This is a genomic window from Promicromonospora sp. NFX87 (assembly GCF_048564965.1).
Classification (GTDB): domain Bacteria; phylum Actinomycetota; class Actinomycetes; order Actinomycetales; family Cellulomonadaceae; genus Promicromonospora.
On the sequence record NZ_CP183413.1, the window covers coordinates 5236599 to 5259908 of the forward strand.

Below are 23310 nucleotides of genomic sequence, written 5' to 3' on the forward strand. Positions count from 1 at the left end.
CGGCCCATAGGATCGATTCATGACCCCAGTCGACTCCCCCACACTCGAGGCGCGCGTCCGCGACGCGCTGACCGGTGTGCTCGACCCCGAGATCCGGCGTCCCATCACCGATCTGGGCATGGTCCGGTCGGTAGTGGTCTCGACCGGCCCTGCCACCGGAACCGGCTCCGGACCGGGCGCCCACGTGACCGTCGGCGTCGACCTGACGGTTGCCGGCTGTCCCATGAAGTCGACGCTGATCAAGGACGTGACGGCCGCGGCGTCAGCCGTCGAGGGCGTGGCCGGCGTCGAGGTCGAGCTGGGCGTGATGACGCCGGAGCAGCGCTCCTCCCTGCGCTCGATGCTGCGCGGGGGCGCGGGCGACCCCGTCATCCCGTTCTCGCAGCCGGGCTCGCTGACCAAGGTGTTCGCTGTCGCGTCGGGCAAGGGCGGCGTGGGCAAGTCGTCGGTCACGGCGAACCTCGCGGTGGCCATGGCGGCGGACGGCCTCTCGGTGGGCGTGATCGACGCCGACATCTACGGCTTCTCGATCCCTCGCATGCTGGGTGTCGACCGCCAGCCCACCCGGGTCGACAACATGCTGCTGCCGCCCATCGCGCACGGCGTCAAGGTGGTCTCGATCGGCATGTTCGTGCCGCCGGGACAGCCGGTCGTCTGGCGTGGGCCGATGCTGCACCGCGCGCTGGAGCAGTTCCTGGCCGACGTGTTCTGGGGCGACCTGGACGTGCTGCTCCTCGACCTGCCGCCGGGTACCGGCGACATCGCCATCTCGGTGGCCCAGCTGCTGCCGTCGTCCGAGATCCTGGTGGTCACGACGCCGCAGGCCGCCGCCGCCGAGGTCGCCGAGCGCGCGGGGTCGGTGGCGACCCAGACGCAGCAGGGCGTGGTCGGCGTGGTCGAGAACATGTCGTGGCTGGAGCAGCCCGACGGCACCCGCATGGAGATCTTCGGCTCCGGCGGCGGAGCCAAGGTCTCGGCCCGGCTCACCGAGCTCGTGGGCACGGACGTGCCGTTGCTCGGTCAGGTCCCGCTCGACGTCGCCGTCCGCGAGGGCGGGGACGACGGCACCCCGGTGGTCCTGACCGCGCCGGACTCACCGGGCGCCCGGGTGCTGGCCGACGTCGCCCGCGGGCTCGCGAAGCGCCGCCGCGGCCTCGCGGGGCGCAGCCTGGGGCTCGCGCCGGTCTGAGCAACCCGGGCGGCCCCGGCTCAGCGGCGGCGGTAGGAGAGCCTCCGGACCAGCACCTCCGCCGGCCGTCGCGAGCGCTACGTGGTGGGCGACGACGTCTGGTCCACCAGCTGGAACGAGAGCGTGGAGGCCAACGCCCGCTGGGTCCGGATCACCGCCCGCGGTGTCGAGGCACTCGGCCCGGACACCCCGGCGGGCATCCGGCTCGCCAGGGCGGCCCGGTTCTTCACCGCTGTGCAGGAGACCATGTCGGCGGGTCCCTGGCCGCTCGCGACGGGCGAGACCGGCGCGCTGCTGCGTGCGCTGGCGCGGGCAGGTCTACCGGTCACCGCCGAACAGCTCAGGGGCGCCCTGACGCCGGAACAGCGGGCGGCGCTCCGACGTCGGGCGTGATGTCGCGCTCTTGTACCGGACCGGTCGGGCCTCGACCACCGGGATAGAGGGTGAAATTTGATCTCGATGTACGGTGGTCACCGCCCAACGTCGTCGACGAAGGAAAACATGAGCAGCCCGGCGAAGACCGAGAGTCCGACCGCAGCAGCCGAGAACCCGACCGAAGCAGCCGACCCGACCGAAGCGCCACGGCACAGCAGCATCAATCCGCCGGTGTTCTTCGGCTCCGCGGCGCTGATCCTCGTGGTCGGCCTCACCGCGATCATCTGGCCGGCGCAGACCGAGCAGTACATCGGCGTCGTCGTCGCCAGGATCTCTGACTGGTTCGGCGCCTACTACTTCGTCGCCGCCGCCGCGTTCCTGGTGTTCGTCATCGGCGTCGCCCTCTCCCGCGCGGGACGCATCAAGCTCGGCCCGGAGCAGTCCAAGCCCCAGTTCGGCCTGTTCACCTGGTCCGCGATGCTGTTCGCCGCGGGCATCGGCACGGACCTGATGTTCTACTCCGTGGCCGAGCCGGCCACCCAGTACCTCGCCCCGCCCGTCGGCGAGGGCGGCACGGTCGAGGCCGCCCGGATGGCCATCGTCTGGACGCTGTTCCACTACGGCGTGATCGGCTGGGGCATGTACGCCCTCATGGGCATGGCGATCGCCTACTTCGCGTACCGGCGCAACATGCCGCTGAGCATCCGGTCCGTGCTGCACCCGCTGTTCGGCGACCGCGTCTGGGGCAGGCTCGGCGACGCCGTCGACGTCGCCGCCGTGCTCGGCACCGTCTTCGGCCTGGCCACCACCCTCGGCATCGGCGTCGAGATGCTCAACCGCGGGCTCTCCGACCTGGTGGGCGTGCCGATCGGCGTCGGCGCACAGGTGGCGCTGCTCGCGCTCGCCGTCGTGATGGCGACGCTGTCCGTGGTCTCCGGCGTGCAGCGCGGTGTGCGGCGCCTGTCCGAGCTCAACGTGGTGCTCGCCCTGCTGCTGGTGCTGTTCCTCGTCGTCACCGGCAAGACGACGTTCCTGTTCAACGCCCTGGTGATGAACGTCGGCGACTACGTCTCCCGGCTGCCGGGCATGACGCTCAACACCTACGCCTTCGACGCGCCCACCGAGTGGATGAGCGCGTGGACCCTGTTCTTCTGGGCCTGGTGGGTGGCCTGGGCGCCGTTCGTCGGCCTGTTCCTCGCGCGGATCTCGCGTGGCCGGACCATCCGCCAGTTCGTGGTCGGCACGCTCACCATCCCGTTCGTCTTCGTGCTGCTGTGGGTGTCCGTCTTCGGCAACAGCGCCCTCGACCACATCCGCAACGGCGGCGCCGAGGGGGCCGCGTTCGGCGACGCGGCGATGAACGACCCGGCGTCCGGCATCTACGCCCTGCTCCAGCAGTTCCCCGCAGCGCCCGCGACGATCGGGCTGGCCATCTTCATCGGGCTGCTGTTCTACGTGACGTCCGCCGACTCGGGCGCGCTCGTCCTGTCGCACCTGACCATCAAGATGCACGAGGCGTCGGACGACGGGCCAATCTGGCTGCGCATCTTCTGGGCGTCGGCCACGGGCCTCCTCACGGCAGGCATGCTGCTCGCGGGCGGCATCACGACGCTGCAGTCCGGGACGATCATCATGGGCCTGCCGTTCTCGCTGGTGATGTTCGGCGTGATGTTCGCCCTCTACAAGGTGCTGCGCACCGAGGGCCAGAAGTTCGACACCCTCCGCACGGCACTGCCGTCCAGCCTGTCGGGCCGCATCGGGCAACCGGGCGCGAGTGGCACACCGGGCTGGCGGCAGCGGCTCAAGCGGCTGGTCAGCTTCCCCGACCGCCGCCACGTGCTGCGGTTCATCGACCGCACGGTGCGCCCGGCCCTCACCGAGGTCTCCGCCGCGCTCGAGGAGCAGGGCATCGCGACCTCCTGCACGGAGGCGCCCGTGGGCGAGACCGGGCTGCCGGCCATCACGCTCACCGTCGAGCACGGCGACGAGGCCCCGTTCACCTACACGCTGTGGCCGCAGGCGCACCCCACGCCGACGTTCCGCATGAACACGTCGGACCAGGGCGACACGTACTTCCGTGTCGAGGTGCTCCTCGCGGAGGGTACGCAGGGCTACGACGTCACCGACTACGCCAAGGAGCAGCTCATCGCCGACGTGCTGGACCAGTACGAGCGGCACCTGCTGTTCCTGCACGCGAGCAGCTCGCCGACCCACGACACGGAACCGGTCGAGAGCTGACCACCGCACACCCGCACGTCCCGTACGTCCCGACCGGGAGCACCACCATGAGCACACCGACCACCCTGTACATCGACGGCACCTGGGAGGCAGCGGCCGCGGGCGGCACCCGCGAGATCCGCTGCCCGGCGGACGGCTCGCTCGTCGCGGAGGTGTCGGAGGCGACCGCCACCGACACCGAGCGGGCCATCGCCGCGGCGCGCCGGGCGTTCGACGCCGGCCCGTGGCGCGCCACGACCGCACCGGAGCGCGGCGAGCTGCTGCACCGCGTGGCCGACCTCCTGGCCGAGCGGGCGGAGGACTTCGCCCTCGCCGAGTCCCGCGACACGGGCAAGCGCCTGGTCGAGAGCCGCATCGACATCGACGACTGCATCGCCTGCTTCCGCTGGTTCGCCAAGCTCGCGGGCGTGGACGCCGGGCGCGTGGTCGACGCCGGCAGCCCCGACGTCCTGAGCCGCGTGGTGCACGAGCCGGTGGGGGTCTGCGGCCTCATCTCGCCGTGGAACTACCCGCTGCTGCAGGCCGTGTGGAAAGTGGCGCCCTGCCTGGCCGCGGGCAACACCTTCGTGCTCAAGCCGAGCGAGCTGACGCCGCACACCGCCGTCCTCCTCATGGAGGTGTTGACCGACGCCGGCGTGCCGGCGGGCGTCGCGAACCTGGTGCTGGGCGCGGGTCCCGAGGCGGGCGCACCCCTCTCCAGCCACCCCGACGTCGACCTGGTCTCGTTCACGGGCGGCCTCCTCACCGGCCGGATCATCGCCGCGAGCGCCGCCGCGACCGTCAAGAAGGTGGCCCTGGAGCTGGGCGGCAAGAACCCGAACGTGATCTTCGCGGACGCCGACTTCGACGCCGCGGTGGACAACGCGCTCAACGGGGCGTTCGTGCACTCCGGCCAGGTGTGCTCGGCCGGGGCACGGCTGGTGGTCGAGGAGTCGATCCACGACCGCTTCGTCGACGAGCTGGTGCGCCGGGCCCGGCAGATCCGGCTCGGCGGGCCGTTCGACGACGCCGCCGAAACCGGCCCGCTGATCTCCGCCGCGCACCGGGACAAGGTCACGGCGTACGTGGCGAAGGCGGTCGAGGAGGGCGCCGTCGTCCGCTGCGGCGGCGAGTGGGGCACGGGCGAGCTGGAGGCGGGCTTCTACTACCTGCCCACGGTGCTCGACGGCGTCCGGCGCGGCAGCTCCGCCGTCGTCGACGAGGCATTCGGTCCCGTGGTGACCGTCGAGACGTTCAGCACCGAGGACGAGGCGGTCGAGATCGCCAACGACACGATCTACGGCCTGGCGGGCGCCGTCTGGTCGCAGGACGCGGGCAAGGCCCAGCGGGTCGCGAACCGGCTGCGGCACGGCACGATCTGGATCAACGACTACCACCCCTACCTGCCGCAGGCGGAGTGGGGCGGCTACGGGCAGTCGGGGTTCGGCCGGGAGCTCGGCCTGGCCGGCCTTGCCGAGTACCAGGAGTCCAAGCACATCTACCAGAACCTGCGCCCGGCGGTGACCGGGTGGTTCGGAGGCACCGATGACTGAGCAGCCCGCGAAGCACCCCGAGAAGCAGGCCGCCGCGCAGACCGGTGAGCGCACCTTCGACTACGTGGTGATCGGCGGGGGTTCCGCCGGCGCCGCCGTCGCCGCCCGGCTCAGCGAGGATCCCGAGGTCTCCGTCGCCCTGCTGGAGGCGGGGCCGTCCGACGTCGGCGACGACGCCATCCTCCGGCTGGACCGCTGGATGGGGCTGCTGGAGTCGGGCTACGACTGGGACTACCCGATCGAGCCGCAGACCAACGGCAACTCGTTCATGCGGCAGGCGCGGGCCAAGGTGCTCGGCGGCTGCTCCTCGCACAACTCGTGCATCGCGTTCTGGGCCCCCGCCGAGGACCTCGACCAGTGGGAGGCGATGGGCGCCACCGGCTGGCGGGCACAGGAGTCCCGCCCGTACTACACGAAGCTCGAGAACAACGACCAGCCGGGCGTGCACCACGGACACGACGGCCCGGTGCGGATCCGCCAGGTCCCGTCCACGGACCCGTGCGGCGTGGCGGTCCTGGACGCGTGCGAGCAGGCGGGCATCCCTCGCGTGCAGTTCAACGACGGCACGACGGTCGTCACCGGCGCGAGCTTCTTCCAGATCAACGCCCGGGAGGACGGCGTCCGCTCGTCGTCGTCGGTGAGCTACCTGCACCCGATCCTCGACCGGCCGAACCTGACGATCCTCACCGAGCACCGCGCCAGGCGGCTCGTCTTCGACGGCACCCGGTGCACGGGCGTGGAGGTGCTCGACCCGGACCTGATCCACCACCGCACGTTCACCGCGCGGCAGGAGGTGGTGCTGTCGGCCGGGGCGATCGACTCCCCCAAGCTGCTCATGCTGTCCGGCATCGGGCCCGCGGAGCATCTCGCCGAGGTGGGGATCGACGTCCTGGTGGACGCGCCCGGCGTCGGCTCGAACATGCAGGACCACCCCGAAGGGGTGATCCAGTGGGAGGCGAAGCAGCCGATGACGACGTCCTCGACGCAGTGGTGGGAGATCGGCATCTTCGCGGCCACCGAGCCGGACCTGGACCGGCCGGACCTGATGATGCACTACGGCTCCGTGCCGTTCGACATGCACACGGCGCGGCAGGGCTACCCGACCACGGAGAACGGGTTCTGCCTCACGCCGAACGTGACGCACGCACGCTCCCGGGGCACGGTCCGGCTGCGCTCGCGCGACTTCCGGGACAAGCCGATGGTGGACCCGAAGTACTTCACCGACCCGTACGACATGAAGGTCATGGTCGAGGGCATCAAGCTCGCGCGGAAGATCGTCGCCCAGCCCGCGATGGCGCAGTGGGCGGGCGCGGAGCTGTACCCGGGGCCTGACGTGCAGACGGACGAGGAGATAGCGGACTACATCGCGCGCACCCACAACACGGTCTACCACCCGACCGGGTCGGTGCGGATGGGCGCGGTCGACGACGACAGCTCGCCCCTCGACCCGCGGCTGCGGGTCAAGGGCGTCACGGGGCTGCGCGTTGCGGACGCGTCGGTCATGCCGGAGATCACCACGGTCAACCCGAACATCACGGTGATGATGATCGGCGAACGCTGCGCGGACTTCCTGACGGAGGACAGAACGGTCCAGGGCTGACGTGTCAGACGTGCGACGCAGGTCCTACGACGCTTGGTCGCCTGCCAGCAGGTTGCGCGTGAACGCGAGGAGCGTCTCCCGGAGCTTCGGGTCAGCTCGCCGGTCCGGCTCTTCCGTCTCGATGGCGGTCAGAGTCGCTTCGAGAGTCTTCCGCACGACTCCTTCGGCATCGGACACGCCCCAGGCCGCACCTTCCGCTATTAGATCCTCGGCAGTCATCGTCGCGTGCACGTATTTCTTGTTCACGGCGAGCGCCATCCGGCCATCGGTCGGGTGCTGTCGCAAGGGTACGACGTCGTAGGCGGGCGCGAGCGTCGTCGTCTGGTCCGGGTTGTGGATCAGCGAGATGTTCTTCGCGTGCATGTCGAGATTGCCGATGGCGACGGCGAACGCCGTCATACGAAGCAAGCGCTCCTCTGAGTCGTCGTTCGTCACCCGTGCGAGCACTTCCGCGACCCGTGCCAGGCTCACCTTTCCGCCGTACTCCTGGTACTTCTGGTTTCCGACCGCCCCGAGCGCCTGATTCATGTCCTCCTGGTGGATCCGCCCTTGCGGCGCGTTCGGCGACCGGTCGTAGCGCTCGATCACCAGGCCCGGTCGGCCGGGAAAGTTCTCGATCCATGAGGCGTGACGGGTCAGACCAGTCGTGCGAGCGAGGCGCGTCCCGTACTCCTCGTCGTAGATCAGTGACGAGTGCTCGCGTGTCTCGGGTTTGACGATGTGCGTGGACGGATAGCCGTCGTGCACGCGGTGCCATCCGCCGTCGACCCGCGCCAGGACGATCTTCTCCTGCACACCCGCGAGCGACGACTTTCCCGACACCGGCGAATTACCCAGCGGCGCAGACCGGGTGTCCTGGAGCAACATCCCGACCTCGTCATCGGTGACCGCGGTGAGACGCGGCGTACGTGGCTCGCCCGGACGGTCCGGGTCCCAGATCTGGACGGCGCCGGCCACATCCCGACCGTAGTGAGCCAGGAATCCGACCACATCGTGCTCGGCCACGCCTGCTCTGCGAGCCAAGTCGGCGAGCATGTTCCCCTCGGGGAGCAGTTCGGTGAAGAAGACCCTGCGGCGCCCTGCCTTTCCTCGGCTGTCCACCACGCTCAGCGGTACGGACACCGACAGGGTCGTGGAAGCCGGCCTGAAGTACTCGAAGGCCGCGTGGTCGGTACGGAAGTCGAACGTTCGATCACCCGACGAGTACAGGTGCCCGACGAGATGCCCGTACAGCTCGACGTGAAGCTCAGGCATCACTGTCTCCCTTCGCCGGATCGTCAGGCAATGGCAGGTCCGCATACAGTCGGACGCCCGTCGCGTTGAGCATGGCGAACAGTCGGGTCGTGAGGATGCCAGGCTTTCCGCCCTCCATCTCCCACACCCACTTCTGACCGATGCCTAGCTGCGCCGCCAGCTCGCGCTGGCTGAGACCTTGGACCAGCCGGCCTTGCTGCAGCGCGAAGCCGAGCATCTCGGGGCTGTCGATCTCCGTCCGAACGCTTCGCACGACCACTCTCCTGACGTCGATATCGACGTCAGCCTACGTGACTTCGATTTCGATATCAACCATTGGTGACTTCGATTTCGACGTCGAACGAATTGACGTCGAAATCGAAGTCGCGCGCCGGTCGCGCCGTCACATACCCCGCGCGAACTGCGAGATCAGGGACGGCACCGCCGCGTCGAAGCCCGCTACGTCGAGCATCCCCGGGTCGGACGGGTCCGCGATCGAGAACTCGGTCGCGGTCATCCCCACCACCACGAGCCGCGCCGGGATGCCCGTGCGTTCCCGGTACTGCCGTAGCGCCTGGTGCGGGTGGATGTCCCCGTGCCAGGTCTCGTTGTCGGTGTAGACCACGAACGTGTCGATCTCCAGCCCCTTGTCCAGCGCGTACAGCATCGGCTGGGCGCAGTCGGTGCCGCCCATCGGCATCTCGTCGACCACGCGCAGGGCGTCGTCGAGCCGACGGCGCGGCGAGATACGCAGCGGCTTGATCGCCGGCGGATCCCAGGAACCGTCCGATCCAGCCGCGAACCCGACCGCCGACGAGCCCGGCTCGGTCGCGAGCTGGACCAGCGCCAGCGCCGCCGAGGCCTCACGCGCCGTGAGCGGCATGCCGGCGATCGGCGCGCTCATCGAACCCGACACGTCCACGGCGAGCAGCATCCGCTTGCCGGCCGGCTCCACGGCCCCGAAGGCCGCGTAGAAGCCGGCATCCAGAGCGTCGACGATGCGCTGCGTGGGCTCCCACATACCCGTGCCCCTGGCCGAGATGCCCGAGGCGTAGGTCCGCTGCGCCACCAGCACGCTCACCGGGTGCACGCGGGCACGCCGCAGCCGCTCGGGGTCGGCGAGCAGGCTCGCGACCTCGTCGGTGCGCCCGCCGGCGGCGGGCAGCAGCCCCAGCCGGGTGAGCCGCGGGAGCTGACGCATCAGCGCCGTCGCGGGCATGCCGACGTCGAGCAGCGCGTCCCACACCGCCGGCTCCGCGAGCGCGGCGTCGGGCAGCATCTCCCAGGTCAGGCCGGCCTCGCGGACGAGCGCCGACCAGGTCGAGGAGTCCGTGGCCTCCTGCGCCTTGAGGAACGCCTCGACCAGCGCGGGAGTCTGCTCGCCCGTCGCACCGCGGACCACCCAGTCGAACGTCGCCCGCAGCGCGGGGTCGGCCGTGACGGGGTGCGCCAGGCGCAGCAGGTCGCGGTGCGACCAGCCCTCGCGCTGCCGGTACTTGACCGCCTGGTAGGCGACGGCGTCGGCGTCCTTGGCCGTGTACCAGCCGCCGACGGCGCGACGCAGCCCGCGACCCCAGCCGCGGAACTGCTCGACGTAGCCGGCGAACAGGAACAGGTGCGTACCTGTGCGCGCGACCTTGGGCAGCGCGGCGAGCGCGAGCGCCGCCGACTCGGGGACCGACGCCGCGTACGCGAGCGCGAACAGCGCGGGGTTCTGCTTGGGCGCGGCGCCGCTCGTCGACACCTCGACGATCGTGTCGACCAGCGTCACCGGGTCGGCAGCCGCCATCTGGCCCACGACCTCGGCGTTCTCACGCGCCAGCGTGCCGGCGGAGGCGTAGTACGTGCCGCCGTCGACGCCGAGCGTGAGGAAACGGCGCAGACGAGCGGGGTCGTCGAGCACGAAGGTGTAGCCGCCGGCGGAGTTCGCCTCCTGGCGCGGGTCGGCGGGCTGGTTCTGGGGAGTCCGACGGCGGTTGACGGCGCGCAGGATGTCCATGGCGAAGCTCCTCTCGGGATGGGTAGTTCTGGCGACGGGCAGAAGAGAGCGGTGGCAGGCGTGGGCCCGCCACCGCTGTCGAGCGTGGAAGTACGGGTGGGCGTGTGTACGACGACCGGGTTTGTCTCATGCTCTGTCCACTGAGCTACGCCGCCGTTGGGCGGCGACGGGAGTCGAACCCGCACACTGAGATCCGATAACCGACCGTCTCCGGCCCGCCCGTGCCTCCGCGATTCTGTTGTCGAACCAGGACCCTAGAGGGCCGGTTTCGCTCTGACCAGGCAATATCCGGGGTGACATCTGGCGGTGCCCGGCGCAGCACCGACATGCCGAGAGCGGCAGCAGGCGCAAGGCTGCTACCGCTCTCGTCACATGGAACGATCGGGCTTGACCGAAGAGACTCCGGCCCGCTCTACGAAGCACGGGTAGGCGTGTTGATGATCGCCGACGTTGGTGCTCTACCAATTGAGCTACGCCGTCCTGACGGACGACGACGGGACTCGAACCCGCAGCCTCCCCATGGGAAGTGGGAACCGACGGTCTCCGGCCCACCCGTGCTCGTGCCATGTTCTGTTGTCGCGTCAGCACCATAGGGCGCGCGGGACGGCGGTGACCAGGACTTATCGCATGCTGCCAGGGTGATTCTGGCCCAGTCGGCCGCGACCGCACGGTGCGAGCAGGTCCGCGTGCCCGCCTGCCCCGATGAGTACACGTTCAGCCCCGGACGGCGGCCAGCACCTCCTGCTCCTCCTCCCGGGTCAGGCCCGTGACCTTGGCGTCGGGCGTCGCGCTGAGCCAGGCGAGCGTGTCGCGCGTGGTGTCCGCGAACGGCCGGATCGCCAGGCCTGCCTCCAGCGACGACGTGACGTCGTGCGCCATGAAGCCGGCGTCGACCAGGTCGGCGGCCCAGAACGGGATCGAGCGGGGGCCCGACCACGGGACGACCTCGTGCTCGGCGAGCACCTCGGGGGCCACGGGGACGAGCTCCGGGGCTGTCCCGGCGCCGTCGGCCACCTGGGCGAGCAACTCGGACCGGGGCAGCGGCGGGCAGACGGCGTCGAAGTCTCCGGTGGTGCCCGCCTCCGCCGCCGTCACTATCCACTCCGCGAGGTCGCGGACGTCGACCAGCTGGACCGGGGCGTCCACCGGCTCGGGGACCAGCACCGGCAGACCGTCGCGCGCCGCCTCAGCGAACCGGGCGGGCCAGTACGTGAACCGGCCGCTCGGGTCGCCCGGGCCGACGATCAGGCCCGGCCGGATCACGAGCGCGGCCGCGACGCCGGTGCGGACCGTGTTCTCGCACGCCACCTTCATGGCGCCGTACGTCTCCGGGCCGGTGGCCGGGTCCTCGTCGGCCTCTATCGGGTCGAGCAGGGGCAGCGTCGCCGGCGTGCCGCCCGGTGTGGCGGTATCCGCGTAGACGTTGATGGTCGAGACGAACGTCCAGTGGGCGTCCGGGAACGCCGCGACCGCGCGGCGCACGTGCGATGGGATGCGCGAGACGTCGACGACGGCGTCGAACGGCGTGGCCGTGAGCTCAGCGGGGACCGCGTCGGCGCGGTCCCAGGGGACGAGGGTGGCGCCGTCCGGCACCGTGCCGCTCACGCCGCGTGCCGCGCACGTGACGTCGTGCCCGCGTGCCACCGCCGCCTCCGCGACCGCGCGAGACAGAAAGACCGTTCCACCGAGTACCAGGATTCGCATGTGCCCACCGAACCGCATCGCGGCGGCGGGGAGCACATGAATCTGCTGGTGGCGAATCTCCGGCAGGCGTAGGTCGAAATAAGTACTGGCCAGGGCGACTCACGCGCGCCTAGGGTCCGGACTCGACAACAGAACATGGAACGAGCACGGGTGGGCCGGAGATCGTTGGTTATCTCGGTCGCGGGTTCGAGTCCCGCCGTCGCCCGTCGGGTCGGCGTAGCTCAGATGGCAGAGCATGACACCGGTGATCGTCAACATGCCCACCTGTGCCTCGTAGAGCGGGCCGGAGTCTCTTCGGTTACCTGGTGATGGCAGTACGGGTTCGAGCCCCGGCCCGGTAACGGGTACTGCTCGGCGGTGCGAACCGCCGTTCCGGAGGGCGCACACACGCCCGCTCGTCCACGTGAGCGGGCGGTGGCGGGCTGATGCCTGTCACCGCTCGCACGTTCTGCCGCCCACACCGCGACGCGAACCCGCTGGATGGCCAGTCCTCCGCATCAGTACGGGCGCTATCGTCAGGGTCATCAGTAAATCGATGCAAGCCAACAGGCCCAACGAATCCGCCCAGCGCTGGGAAGCGTATTCCCCCGCGCGCGCCGAGGATCTAACGTTGTCCCGACACCCCGGACGAACGCCCCCGACCCAGGACAAGGAAGTCCTCATGACGCACAGCACACACCGCAGGCGCGCCCTCGCGGGCGGCGCCGCACTCGCCGTCGCGCTGACGACGGCGGGCCTCGCGATCGGACCGTCGGCGGCCGGCTACGGCGAGGCGGTGATCGAGCCCGTCGAGACCGACCTCGCCGGCAAGGACTGGGTCACAACCCGCGCTACCAGCAACGATGCCGACGGCGGCCTGGTGCTCGACGGCGACGAGGCCACCGCCTGGCGCCCGGCGTCGGGCAGCCGCCACGGCAAGCGAGACCAGGCCCTCACCGTCGATCTCGGCGGCGCGTACGACGGGCTGCACAAGGTAGAGGTGGTGCTCGCGAACGCGGCGCCCGCCCGCTACGTCGTCGAGGCCTCGGCCGACGGCAAGCGCTGGACGACCCTCGCCGACCACCGGGACGGCCGCAGCGGCGCGGCCGGCACCACCGCGCTGGTCGACAGGGAGGGCACCCGGTACCTGCGCGTCCGGTTCACCGCCTCGCGGGCGGGCACGAACGGCGTCGCCGAGCTGCGTGCCTACAACTACCTGCGCGACGACCTGAGGCTCGGCGCCGACCTCTCCTACGCCGACCAGGAACGCGACCAGCCGTACTACCTCGACGCCGAGGCCGCCCTCGCCGGCGAGCCGGACCCCGGCCCGCACCTGCTCGACGTCGTCAAGGACCGCGGGATGGAGCACCTGCGCCTGCGCATCTGGAACGACCCCCGCGACGAGACCACCGGCGTCGAGACCGACCCGGCGTACCAGGGCCCGGAACGCTCGCTCACGGTGGCCGAGGAGATCACCGACCACGACATGAGCCTCGGCATCGACTTCCACTACGCGGACAGCTGGGCCGACCCGAGCAAGCAGCCCAAGCCGCGCGCCTGGGCCGAGCTGCCCTTCGACGAGCTGACCCAGGAGGTCCACGACTTCACCGCGGACTACCTGACCCAGCTCGTGGAGCAGGGCACCACGCCCGCCAAGGTGGCGGTGGGCAACGAGGTGATCAACGGCTTCATGTACGGCAGCGAGGCCGAGATCATCGGGACCACCGCGCCCGCCTACTTCGTCGAGGAGGCGGACGTCTACCGGTCGCAGCCCGGCGGCGGCCTGCTGTGGGACTACTGGCGCAGCGAGGACCCCGCCGAGCAGCAGGCCTACGTCGAGCAGTGGGACCGGTTCGGGACGCTCATGGCGTCGGGCATCCGCGCGGTGCGCGAGGCGTCACCGGAGTCGGAGGTCGAGATCCACGCGATCGTCGACGCAGGTCGCCTCGACAAGACCATGGAGTTCTGGACGCAGCTGCTCACCCGCCTCGAGGCCGCCGACGCCGCCCCCGACGTGCTCGCGCTGTCCTACTACCCCGAGTGGCACGGCAGCCCCGAGGCGCTGGAGCACAACCTGCACACCATCGCCGACGCCTTCCCGCAGTACGCGCTCGACGTCGCCGAGACCGCCTACCCGGCCGAGAGCTGGCCGCCCGGCGACCCGACGCCGCTGCCCAACTCCCCGTTCCCCGTGACCGTCCAGGGTCAGGCGGACGCGATCCAGCGGGTCTTCCAGGTCGCCAACGACGTGCCCGGCAACCGGGTGCAGGGCGTGCTCGTCTGGGAGCCGGCGAACTGGCAGCCCATGTTCACGTGGGTCGAGACCGGCCAGGGCTGGTTCCCCGAGGCCAACGCGTCGCTCGACGTCTTCCACGACAGCGACGTCACGCATGTCCTGGAGGACACCGTGCACGTCGTCACCACGGTGGGCGACGACGTCCGGCTCCCCCGCCGGGTCGACGTCCTGACCCCTGCCGACGGGAACGTCGACGGCGTCCGCGTCACCTGGCAGGACGTGCCCGACGACGCGACCGCCCAGCCGGGCACGCTCACCGTCGACGGCACCACCGACCACGGCCCGGTCACGGCGACGATCCATGTCCTGCCCTGACCGCCCCCGCTGACACACCCCCAGAAAGGACCCTCATGCCTGAGACCCCGACCTTCGTCCCCGGACCGCGGTACGACGGGTGGCTGACCGACGTCGAGCAGATCGGCTACGGCGGCGACTACAACCCGGAGCAGTGGCCCGAGGAGGTCTGGGCGGAGGACGTCCGGCTGATGAACGAGGCGGGCGTGAACCTCGTCAGCCTCGGCATCTTCAGCTGGGCGCTGCTGGAGCCGCGCGAGGGCGAGTTCGACTTCGCCTGGCTGGACCGCGTCATCGGCCTGCTGCACGACGGCGGTGTGCGGGTGCTGCTCGCCACGCCGACGGCAGCCCCGCCCGCCTGGCTGTACGCCGCGCACCCGGACGCCCGGGTGGTCGACCGGAACGGCACCCCGATGGGCCCGGGCGGGCGGGGCCTGATGGCGCCGACCGCCCCCGCGTACCGCGAGGCTGCCCTGCGCATCACCGTCGCGCTGGCCGAGCGCTACGGCACGCACCCCGCCGTCGTCGGGTGGCACGTGCACAACGAGTACGGCGCCCCGGTCGCCCTCGACTACTCGGTGCACGCCCAGCGCGCGTTCCGCGAGTGGCTGCGCGAGCGGTACGGGTCGCTGGACGCGCTGAACGCCGCCTGGGGCACCGCGTTCTGGGGCCAGCACTACGCGGACTGGGAGCACGTCCAGGTCCCGGCCGCGGCGCCCGAGGCCGTGAACCCGGCCCAGCAGCTCGACTTCGCGCGGTTCTCCGACGCCGCCCTGCGCGCCTGCTTCGTCGCGGAGCGGGACGCCGTCCGCGCGTACTCCTCCGCGCCCGTCACCACGAACTTCATGGCGGCGAGCTGCCCGTCCACCGACCTGTTCGCCTGGGGCAAGGAGGTCGACCTCGTCTCGAACGACCACTACCTGCGAGCCGCCGACCCGCGCGGGTACGTGGGGCTCGCTCTGGCCGCGGACCTGACCCGGTCCGTCGCGGGCGGCAAGCCGTGGCTCCTGCTGGAGCACTCGACGTCGGCGGTGAACTGGCAGCCGCGCAACGTCGCCAAGCGGCCCGGCGAGCTGGCCCGCAACTCGTTCGCGCACCTCGGGCGCGGCGCGGACGCGATCATGTTCTTCCAGTGGCGCGCGTCCCGCTCGGGCGCGGAGAAGTTCCACTCGGCGATGCTGCCGCACGCCGGCACCGGGTCGCGGGTGTGGCGCGAGGTCACGGAACTGGGGGCGAACCTCGGCCGGCTGACCGAGCTGCGCGGCTCCCGGGTCACGGCGGACGTGGCTCTGCTGTGGGACTACGAGTCGTTCTGGGCGCAGGACCTCGAGTTCCGGCCGAGCGAGGGCGCGCGCCACCGCGAGCGCGTCGACACCTACTACGACCGCCTCTGGCGGGACGGCCACACGGTCGACCTGGCCCGGCCGAGCCAGGACCTGTCGGGGTACAAGCTGGTCGTCGCCCCGGCGTCGTACCTGCTCACGGCCGAGGCCGCGGCAAACCTCACGGCATATGTCGCGGCCGGCGGAACGCTGCTGGTCAGCTACTTCAGCGGCATAGTCGACGAGCACGACGCCGTGCACCCGGGCGGTTTCATGGCTCCGCTGCGCAATGCGCTCGGCGTGCAGGTCGAGGAGTTCCTCCCGCTGCGCGACGGCGAAGGGCTCACCGTCACCTACCGTGCGGGGGCGGCCGGAGCCGGCGCCGCGACCACCGACGCCACGGACCTCACCGGCACGGTCTGGGCCGACGACCTCGTGCTCCACGGCGCCGAGCCGGTCGGCTCCTACGTCGACGGCCCCAAGCCGGGCGGCGCGGCGATCACCCGCCACCGGCACGGTGCCGGGACCGGCTGGTACGTCTCGACGAGCCTGGACGTCGATGCCCTGGCCACGGTCATGACGGACGTGTACGCCAGCGCTGGGCTGGCGCCGTCGGGCACCGTGGAGGGACTGGAGGTGGTGCGCCGAACCGGCGAGGACGCCACCTACACGGTGGCGATCAACCACACGGACGGCGAGGTGAAGCTGCCCCTCGGCGGACCTGCGACCGATCTGCTCACCGGCGACGCCTTCGCGGGCTCCGCCGACGTGCCCGCGGGAGCGGTCCGTGTGCTGCGTACCACCACCCGCTGACGGCGAGAGACAATAGTTCCCATGACTGAACCGCAGTGGCTCGAAGCCTGGCCCGTCGAGGAAGGCGCGCGCCGGGTCGACGAGCTCTTCACCAGTTCGTTCGAGGGCTCCCCCGAGGGCGTCTGGTCCGCCCCGGGCCGGGTCAACCTCATCGGTGAGCACACCGACTACAACGCCGGGCTCTGCCTGCCCACGGCGCTGCCGCACCGCACGTTCATCGCGCTGCGACCGCGTGAGGACGACCGGGTCCGCCTGGTATCGGCGCAGGCAGAGGGTGTATGGGAGGCGAACCTCTCCGAGATCGCTCCCGGCACCGGCGGCTGGGGCGCCTACGTCGCCGGTGTCGCCTGGGCCCTGGCCGAGGCCGGCCACAAGGTCGGTGGCTTCGACGCCGCGGTCGACTCGTGCGTGCCGTTCGGAGCCGGGCTGAGCTCGTCGGCGGCGCTGGAGGCCTCCGTCGCCGTGGCGCTCGACGCGGTGGCGGGCCTCGGCCTCGCCGCGTCCGACGCCGGGCGCACCGAGCTGGTCGACGCGACCCGCCGTGCGGAGAACGAGATCGCGGGCGCGCCCACGGGCGGTCTCGACCAGTCGGCGTCGCTGCGCTGCCGCGAGGGTCATGCGCTGCTGCTCGACTTCCGCCCGGGGCTGAGCGCCCTGGAGTCGGGCGTGCCCGTGCCGTTCGACCTGGAGACTGCCGGGCTCACGCTCCTCGTGGTCGACACCAAGGCCGAGCACTCGCACGTGGACGGCGAGTACGGCGCCCGCCGGGCGGCGTGCGAGCAGGCCGCCAAGCTGCTCGGGCTGGACTCCCTCCGCGAGATCGCGCCGGCCCTCGGTGGCATGGGCATCGACCGTGCGCTGGCCGAGCTCGAGCCGCACGATGCCGACGGCGTCCTGCGTCGCCGGGTGCGGCACGTCGTCTCCGAGACCGACCGCACGGCGCGGTTCGCGAACCTGGTGCGGGAGGGGCGCGCGGCCGACGTCGGCCCGTTCATGCTCGCCTCGCACGTCTCCCTGCGGGACGACTACGAGGTCTCCTGCCGCGAGCTCGACCTCGTCGTCGACACGGCGATGACGGCGGGCGCGCTCGGCGCGCGCATGACCGGCGGCGGGTTCGGCGGCAGCGCTATCGCGCTGGTCAACCGGGCCGACGTCGACACGGTCGCCCAGGCCGTGGCCGACGCCTTCGCCGACGCCGGCCTGACGGCCCCGGCGTTCCTGCTGGCACCGCCCTCCGCGCCGGCGGCCTGACCGCCGTCTCCGTCGGTCGAGCTTGTCGGGACCCCGTCCCGGCAAGCTCGACCGCAGGGCCCCTGTTTCACCCGTTACTTTCATCCCGTCTCGCCGGCAACCTGCGCTAATGTCCCCGGGCTACCAGTCCGCAGAGTTCGATCTCCGTCAAGCGCCGCCGCGAGGAGCCCCCATGGGTGCCGTCCGCCAGTACGTCTTCCCCACAGTCCGGATCATCATCTGGGCGGTGATCGCCGCAGCGCTCGTCGTGCTGGCCCTCAAGGGCGCTGAGCTCGACCCACCGGACGCGCTCCAGCCCACCGGTGAGATCACCGAGTCGGTGATCTCCGTCGAGAAGGGGTCCGTCACCAACGCGGTGACGGTCCCGGGCTCGGTGGTGACCGACCCGCCGGTCGAGATCAAGGCCACCGCCGACGGCGTCATCGCCGAGATCGAGGTCGACGACAAGAAGGCCGACAAGGACACGCGCGTCCTGTGGATCAAGAGCGAGGAGGTCGTCGAGCCCGTCGTCGAGGTCGACGAGGAGACCGGCGGGGAGACCGTCACCGAGCAGGAGCCGAAGGTCACGTGGACCTCGATCCTCGCGCCGGTCACCGGCACGGTCGACATCAGCGTGCTCAAGGACCAGGCGGTCACGGTCGGCGAGACCATCGGCGCGGTCTCCCCCGGCACCCTCTCCGTCTCCGGCACGCTCACGGCCGACCAGCAGTACCGGCTCGTCGGGGCCACCGGAACGGCCGAGGTGACGCTCAAGGGCGGTCCCGCGCCGTTCACCTGCACCGGGCTCACGATCGGTGAGGCCGCGGGGGGCGCGGACGCCGCCGGCAGCGAGGGCATGATCATGGAGGAGGCGCCGGAGTCGGCCACCGGCTCCGTCCGCTGCGCCATCCCGCCCAAGATCAAGGCGTTCTCCGGTCTCGGCGGCGAGATCGAGATCACCAACGGGAACGCGAAGGACGTGGTGGTGGTGCCGATCAGCGCGGTGCTCGGCACCTCGCAGAGCGGCAAGGTGTGGACGGTCGCCAAGGAGGGCGCGGAGCCCGAGGCACGCAACGTGGCGCTGGGGCTCACCGACGGCCTGCAGGTCGAGATCACCAAGGGCCTGAAGGCCGGCGAGCAGATCCTCGAGTTCACGCCGATCGACGACGGCACGGAGGGCGGCGTCAACTGCGACGACACCTCCGCGTACGACCAGGCGTCCATGGAAGGCGACATGGCGACCATGCAGGCGTTCGAGGAGGAGTGCTTCGGATGACCCCCGTCCCCCTCGTCGACCTGCAGAGCGTCACCCGCCACGTCGAGCTGCCGGACGGCAGCACCCTCGAGATCCTCCGCGGCGTCGACCTGACGGTCGGCCCCGGTGAGCACGTGGCGATCGTCGGCCGCTCCGGCACCGGCAAGTCCACGCTGCTGAACATCCTGGGCCTGCTCGACTCCCCCACATCCGGCGAGTACCTGCTGGAGGGCGAGCCCGTCGGCCGCCTGCGCAGCCGCGCCCTCGCCCGGCGCCGCGGCGACGACTTCGGCTTCGTGTTCCAGCAGTTCAACCTGCTCCAGGGCCGCACGGCCCTCGAGAACGTCGCGGCGCCCCTCCTGTACGCGCGCGGCAAGCAGTTCTGGAACCGGAACAAGCTTGCCGCGCAGTCGCTGGAGCGGGTCGGTCTGGGCGGGCGGCTCGACACCCGGCCCGAGAAGCTCTCCGGCGGTGAGCAGCAGCGGGTGGCCATCGCCCGGGCGCTCGTCCGCGGGCCGCGCGTCATCCTCGCCGACGAGCCCACCGGCGCCCTCGACGTCGAGACCGGCCAGGCGATCATGACCCTCCTGGACGACGCCGCGAGCGAGACCGGGTCCGCCCTCGTCACCATCACGCACGACCTGGCGATCGCGGCGCGCGCGGACCGCCAGTTCCGGCTGGCCGACGGCATCCTGGTCCCCATCCACCTCGACGCCCCCGTGGCGGTGGCCGAGAACGCCACCATCGCCGAGGCCCCCGTCGCCGGGAACGCGGCCGCGAGAGCCGCTGCCGCCGGGACCGCCGCCCACCAGACCGCCGGACTGACCGCATGACCGGCGTCGTCGGGGCGATCATCGAGGCCTGGGACGAGCTGCGGATCCATCGGGTGCGGGTGCTGCTCGCACTGATCGGCGTCGCCTGCGCCGTCACCGCGATCACCGGGATCACGGCGGCGGTCACGATGGTCGGCCAGGCCATGCAGGAGGAGACCGAGCGCATGAGCGGCCGGGACACCACCCTCGAGGCGTGGTTCATGGGCGGCGGGGCCGGGATGTCGGCGGCCGAGGTGGACGCGGTGGTCGACGGCGTCGCCGACCGGCACCAGATCTCGTACTACTCCGTGCGTGCCACCGCGGACCTGCAGGTCCACGGGGCGGAGGCCGGCAGCTACGTCGACTGGTCCGCCGTCGACGTCGACAGCGGGACCATCACCCGCCAGGACATGGAGGACGGTCGGTGGTTCACCGACTCCGACAGCGAGCGGCTGGCCCCCGTCCTCGTCGTCAACCAGGCCTTCCTGGACCAGTACGCCGACGGCGCCCCGGCCGGCACGCACCCGTCAGTGGTGATCGAGGGCGAGACGCCGGTCGCCGCAACGGTGATCGGCGAGGTGCCCGTGCAGTGGAACGGCGAGGAACCGCGGGCCGTGCTGCTGTTCGACCAGGCGATCCGCTGGTTCCCGGACCGCGTCACGGCCGACACCTACCGGTTCTGGGTTCCGCCGGAGCTGGCCGACCAGTTCGCCGAGGTGCTGCCCCGCGACCTGGCGGCGGCCGGCGTGCCCTTCGACGTGCAGAAGCCGCCGGTCGAGGTCTTCGCGATCGACCGGGTGCTCCAGTACCTCGTGCTCGGCGTGGGCGGGTTCGCGCTGCTGCTGGGTGGGCTCGGGCTGCTCAACATCGCGCTGGTCACCGTGCGCTACCGGATCCGGGAGATCGGCATCCGCCGGTCGTTCGGCGCCACGAGCGGACGGGTGTTCTTCGGCGTCCTCATGGAGTCCGTGGTGGCGACCACCGTGGCCGGCGTCGTGGGGGTGGTGATCGCCGTGGCGATCATCAAGAACATCCCGATCGACCGCATCTTCGGCCGCCCGATCGACGACCTGCCCGGCTTCCCGTTCGACGCCGCCCTCGTGGGCATGGCCTGCGCCATCGGCATCGGAGCGCTCGCCGGTCTGATCCCGGCGATCTATGCGGTGCGCGTCAAGGTGATCGACGCGATCCGCTACTGACCCTGTCCGCCGTTGGTCGAGCTTGTCGAGACCGACCGTGGTCGAGCTTGTCGAGACCCGGGTCCCGACAAGCTCGACCAGCGACGGGGTCGAAGGTCAGCGCCTTCTGCCCGTGACCGCACCCCAGATGACCAGCACGAGCAGTGATCCGATGAAGGCCCACAGCCACGTGGTCAGGGAGAAGAAGGACTCGTTGGTCCGGGCGCCGAAGAGCTCTCCGCCGAGCCAGCCGCCCAGGAGAGCCCCGAGGACGCCGATGACCAGGGTGATGAGCCAGCCGCCCTTGGCCTTGCCGGGCAGGATGGCACGCGCGATGGCGCCCATGATCAAGCCGATGAGGATCCAGCCGATGATTCCCACGGCGTTGTCCCTTCGATCGTGCGGCCCGCGTCGCCGATGATGCGGTCCGTCGGTGGCCGGACCCTACCGGGTGGCGCCCGTGCTCGCCAGAGTTAGCCTCTAGAGATATTTCATCTCGTGAGAGACAGGGCAGCTCAGAGCTCGTACGTGGCCACCAGCGGGGCGTGGTCGCTCCAGCGCTCCGCGTAGGTGGGCGCACGGTCGACCTCGATCTTGCGGCATGCACTCGCGAGCGCCTGGTTGGCGAGCTGGTAGTCGATGCGCCAGCCGGAGTCGTTGTCGAACGCCGCGCCGCGCCACGACCACCACGTGTACGGGCCGGGACCGTCGCCGGCGTGCACCCGCCCGAGGTCGGCCCAGCCGTGCTCGTCGAGCCAGCGGGTCACGTAGGCCCGCTCCTCCGGCAGGAAGCCCGCGCTCTTCAGGTTGCCCTTCCAGTTCTTGATGTCCGCGTTCTGGTGGGCGATGTTGAGGTCGCCCGCCACCACTGCCGGGGCCTGCGCCGTCGAGAGCTCGGCCAGGCGGGCCGTGACCTTCTCCAGGTAGGCGTACTTGGCCACCATCGTGTGCTCCTGGCCCGGGTTCGTGGAACCGGAGTGCAGGTAGGCGGAGACGGCGGTGAACGTCCCGCCGTCGGGCAGCTCGATGTCCGCCTCGATCCAGCGGCCGGTGTCACCGCCTTGCTCGACGTCGCCCTCCGGCCCGTACGCGGCCAGGCCCGTACGCACCTCGCCGAGCGGCAGCCGGGACGCGACGAGCACGCCGGCGCGGCCCTTGACCTCGCACTCGGTGTGCGCGACGTGCCAGCCGTCGAGCAGCTCGCGGGCCACCTTGTCGGGGGCGCGCACCTCCTGCAGCAGCAGGACGTCCGGGGTTCGGGTGGTGATCCAGGAGTCCATACCGCGGCGGACGGCGGCGCGGATCCCGTTGACATTGGCGGTGGCGACGATCAGAGGCACCCGGGAAGCGTAACGGCCGCCTCTGACAGAGACGCATCGAGGCCCGTCGCCGGCGGCTGCCGCTCGGCGTGCTCTTGCTCACTCCCCGTGCGTGCAATATATTGCACGCACAATGCGTTACGCGGGGGGACGAAGACATCAGGTCTTCGAAGAAGCAGGACCGATCCGAGAGAGGGCATCATGAACACCACCGCCACCAAGCAGACCATCGTCCTGGTCCACGGCGCCTACGCCGACTCGTCGAGCTGGAACGGCTCGATCACGGCGCTCCGCGAGGCCGGCCACCGCGTGATCGCGGTCGCCAACCCGCTCCGCGACCTGGAGCCGGACGCGCAGTACCTGCGTGACGTGCTGAAGACGATCGACGGACCCGTCGTCATCGCCGGCCACTCCTACGGCGGGCACGTGATGAGCCACGCGGCCGAGGGCAACCCGGACGTGACCGCCCTGGTCTACGTCGCGAGCTTCCTCGCGGAGCCCGGCGAGAGCCTCGTCGACCTCGTCGAGAAGTTCCCCGGGGCCAAGCTCGGCGGCGCGGCGCAGCCGTTCCCTTACACCACGCCCGACGGCAGGACGGCGACGGAGCTCTACATCGACCCCACGCAGTTCCACGAGCTGTTCGCGGGCGACGTCGACGCGACCACGGCAGAGCACATGGCGGCCACGCAGCGTCCGCTCGGGCTCGCCGCCTTCGAGGCGCGGGCCGGCGCGGCGGCCTGGAAGTCGATCCCGTCGTGGGTGCTCTCCGCCACGGAGGATCTGGCCGTCCCCGCAGAGCTCTCGCGCTTCATGGCCGACCGCGCGGGCGCCACGCTCGTCGAGGTCGACGCCTCGCACGCCGTGACGGTCTCCCGGCCGGAGTCCGTGACGAACGTGATCCTCGAGGCCGCGCGGTCCACCGCCCGCTGACCCGTTACCGCC

The 23310-nt window shown here is 71.2% G+C and carries 18 protein-coding genes; 12 read left to right on the plus strand and 6 right to left on the minus strand.

The annotated features are described in order from the left end of the window. Positions 1–19: 19 nt before the first annotated feature. The 5 genes from ACNYC2_RS23500 to ACNYC2_RS23520 all read left to right on the plus strand — a co-directional run bounded on the left by ACNYC2_RS23500 (position 20) and on the right by ACNYC2_RS23520 (position 6934). Entirely contained in the window at positions 20–1189 is a 1170-nt protein-coding gene (locus tag ACNYC2_RS23500; protein ID WP_419704102.1) for an Mrp/NBP35 family ATP-binding protein, read from the plus strand. 84 nt (positions 1190–1273) lie between these two features. Continuing rightward, complete coding sequence (locus ACNYC2_RS23505) at positions 1274–1582, plus strand: hypothetical protein (protein WP_419704103.1); 309 nt, start codon at positions 1274–1276, stop codon at positions 1580–1582. A gap of 108 nt (positions 1583–1690) precedes the next feature. Further along, positions 1691–3802: a choline BCCT transporter BetT gene (betT, locus tag ACNYC2_RS23510; RefSeq protein ID WP_419704104.1), complete on the plus strand. Its 2112-nt coding sequence runs from the start codon at positions 1691–1693 to the stop codon at positions 3800–3802. 47 nt (positions 3803–3849) lie between these two features. Next, entirely contained in the window at positions 3850–5334 is a 1485-nt protein-coding gene (locus ACNYC2_RS23515; protein ID WP_419704105.1) for an aldehyde dehydrogenase family protein, read from the plus strand. Beyond that, a complete protein-coding gene (locus ACNYC2_RS23520) occupies positions 5327–6934 on the plus strand; it encodes a GMC family oxidoreductase (RefSeq protein WP_419704106.1) in 1608 nt (535 codons plus the stop codon). Before ACNYC2_RS23515 ends, ACNYC2_RS23520 begins: the two co-directional genes overlap by 8 nt. 24 nt (positions 6935–6958) lie before the next feature. Here ACNYC2_RS23520 and ACNYC2_RS23525 read toward each other — a convergent pair whose 3' ends face one another. The 4 genes from ACNYC2_RS23525 to ACNYC2_RS23540 form a co-directional block, all read right to left on the minus strand. After that, positions 6959–8233, minus strand: a complete 1275-nt coding sequence (locus tag ACNYC2_RS23525; protein ID WP_419704107.1) for a type II toxin-antitoxin system HipA family toxin — start codon at positions 8231–8233, stop codon at positions 6959–6961. Beyond that, entirely contained in the window at positions 8181–8441 is a 261-nt protein-coding gene (locus tag ACNYC2_RS23530; protein WP_419704108.1) for a transcriptional regulator, read from the minus strand. The genes ACNYC2_RS23525 and ACNYC2_RS23530 overlap by 53 nt, the downstream gene beginning before the upstream one ends. 129 nt (positions 8442–8570) lie before the next feature. After that, a complete protein-coding gene (locus ACNYC2_RS23535) occupies positions 8571–10166 on the minus strand; it encodes a TROVE domain-containing protein (RefSeq protein WP_419704109.1) in 1596 nt (531 codons plus the stop codon). A 714-nt stretch (positions 10167–10880) separates the two neighbouring features. Then, a complete protein-coding gene (locus ACNYC2_RS23540) occupies positions 10881–11870 on the minus strand; it encodes an NAD-dependent epimerase/dehydratase family protein (protein WP_419704110.1) in 990 nt (329 codons plus the stop codon). Positions 11871–12531: 661 nt separating this feature from the next. Between ACNYC2_RS23540 and ACNYC2_RS23545 the strand changes: the two genes are divergently transcribed. The 6 genes from ACNYC2_RS23545 (at position 12532) to ACNYC2_RS23570 (ending at position 21070) form a co-directional block, all read left to right on the plus strand. Further along, positions 12532–14460, plus strand: coding sequence for a glycosyl hydrolase 53 family protein (locus tag ACNYC2_RS23545; protein WP_419704111.1), 1929 nt, complete (start codon positions 12532–12534; stop codon positions 14458–14460). A gap of 35 nt (positions 14461–14495) precedes the next feature. Beyond that, on the plus strand, positions 14496–16574 hold the full coding sequence (locus tag ACNYC2_RS23550) for a beta-galactosidase (protein WP_419704112.1): 2079 nt from the start codon (positions 14496–14498) through the stop codon (positions 16572–16574). Positions 16575–16595: 21 nt separating this feature from the next. Further along, on the plus strand, positions 16596–17825 hold the full coding sequence (gene galK, locus ACNYC2_RS23555; RefSeq protein WP_419704113.1) for a galactokinase: 1230 nt from the start codon (positions 16596–16598) through the stop codon (positions 17823–17825). Between the two features lie 172 nt (positions 17826–17997). Continuing rightward, complete coding sequence (locus ACNYC2_RS23560) at positions 17998–19080, plus strand: secretion protein HlyD (RefSeq protein WP_419704114.1); 1083 nt, start codon at positions 17998–18000, stop codon at positions 19078–19080. Then, on the plus strand, positions 19077–19892 hold the full coding sequence (locus ACNYC2_RS23565) for an ABC transporter ATP-binding protein (protein ID WP_419704115.1): 816 nt from the start codon (positions 19077–19079) through the stop codon (positions 19890–19892). Before ACNYC2_RS23560 ends, ACNYC2_RS23565 begins: the two co-directional genes overlap by 4 nt. Then, positions 19889–21070: an ABC transporter permease gene (locus ACNYC2_RS23570; RefSeq protein WP_419704116.1), complete on the plus strand. Its 1182-nt coding sequence runs from the start codon at positions 19889–19891 to the stop codon at positions 21068–21070. Before ACNYC2_RS23565 ends, ACNYC2_RS23570 begins: the two co-directional genes overlap by 4 nt. Positions 21071–21166: 96 nt before the next feature. Here ACNYC2_RS23570 and ACNYC2_RS23575 read toward each other — a convergent pair whose 3' ends face one another. Both ACNYC2_RS23575 and ACNYC2_RS23580 read right to left on the minus strand, forming a co-directional pair. Continuing rightward, a complete protein-coding gene (locus ACNYC2_RS23575; protein ID WP_419704117.1) occupies positions 21167–21430 on the minus strand; it encodes a GlsB/YeaQ/YmgE family stress response membrane protein in 264 nt (87 codons plus the stop codon). 134 nt (positions 21431–21564) lie between these two features. Continuing rightward, on the minus strand, positions 21565–22389 hold the full coding sequence (locus tag ACNYC2_RS23580; protein WP_419704118.1) for an exodeoxyribonuclease III: 825 nt from the start codon (positions 22387–22389) through the stop codon (positions 21565–21567). 180 nt (positions 22390–22569) lie between these two features. On the opposite strand from ACNYC2_RS23580, the gene ACNYC2_RS23585 reads away from it, so the two are divergent. Beyond that, positions 22570–23298, plus strand: coding sequence for an alpha/beta fold hydrolase (locus ACNYC2_RS23585; RefSeq protein ID WP_419704119.1), 729 nt, complete (start codon positions 22570–22572; stop codon positions 23296–23298). Positions 23299–23310 lie beyond the last annotated feature (12 nt).

Bases quoted from the DNA above. Each gene is read 5' to 3' on its own strand.
- ACNYC2_RS23500 (WP_419704102.1), top strand. From the start codon at position 20: ATGACCCCAGTCGACTCCCCCACACTCGAGGCGCGCGTCCGCGACGCG.
- betT (WP_419704104.1), top strand. From the start codon at position 1,691: ATGAGCAGCCCGGCGAAGACCGAGAGTCCGACCGCAGCAGCCGAGAAC.
- ACNYC2_RS23515 (WP_419704105.1), top strand. From the start codon at position 3,850: ATGAGCACACCGACCACCCTGTACATCGACGGCACCTGGGAGGCAGCG.
- ACNYC2_RS23520 (WP_419704106.1), top strand. From the start codon at position 5,327: ATGACTGAGCAGCCCGCGAAGCACCCCGAGAAGCAGGCCGCCGCGCAG.
- ACNYC2_RS23525 (WP_419704107.1), bottom strand. From the start codon at position 8,233: ATGCGGACCTGCCATTGCCTGACGATCCGGCGAAGGGAGACAGTGATG.
- ACNYC2_RS23535 (WP_419704109.1), bottom strand. From the start codon at position 10,166: ATGGACATCCTGCGCGCCGTCAACCGCCGTCGGACTCCCCAGAACCAG.
- ACNYC2_RS23540 (WP_419704110.1), bottom strand. From the start codon at position 11,870: ATGCGAATCCTGGTACTCGGTGGAACGGTCTTTCTGTCTCGCGCGGTC.
- ACNYC2_RS23545 (WP_419704111.1), top strand. From the start codon at position 12,532: ATGACGCACAGCACACACCGCAGGCGCGCCCTCGCGGGCGGCGCCGCA.
- ACNYC2_RS23550 (WP_419704112.1), top strand. From the start codon at position 14,496: ATGCCTGAGACCCCGACCTTCGTCCCCGGACCGCGGTACGACGGGTGG.
- galK (WP_419704113.1), top strand. From the start codon at position 16,596: ATGACTGAACCGCAGTGGCTCGAAGCCTGGCCCGTCGAGGAAGGCGCG.
- ACNYC2_RS23560 (WP_419704114.1), top strand. From the start codon at position 17,998: ATGGGTGCCGTCCGCCAGTACGTCTTCCCCACAGTCCGGATCATCATC.
- ACNYC2_RS23565 (WP_419704115.1), top strand. From the start codon at position 19,077: ATGACCCCCGTCCCCCTCGTCGACCTGCAGAGCGTCACCCGCCACGTC.
- ACNYC2_RS23570 (WP_419704116.1), top strand. From the start codon at position 19,889: ATGACCGGCGTCGTCGGGGCGATCATCGAGGCCTGGGACGAGCTGCGG.
- ACNYC2_RS23585 (WP_419704119.1), top strand. From the start codon at position 22,570: ATGAACACCACCGCCACCAAGCAGACCATCGTCCTGGTCCACGGCGCC.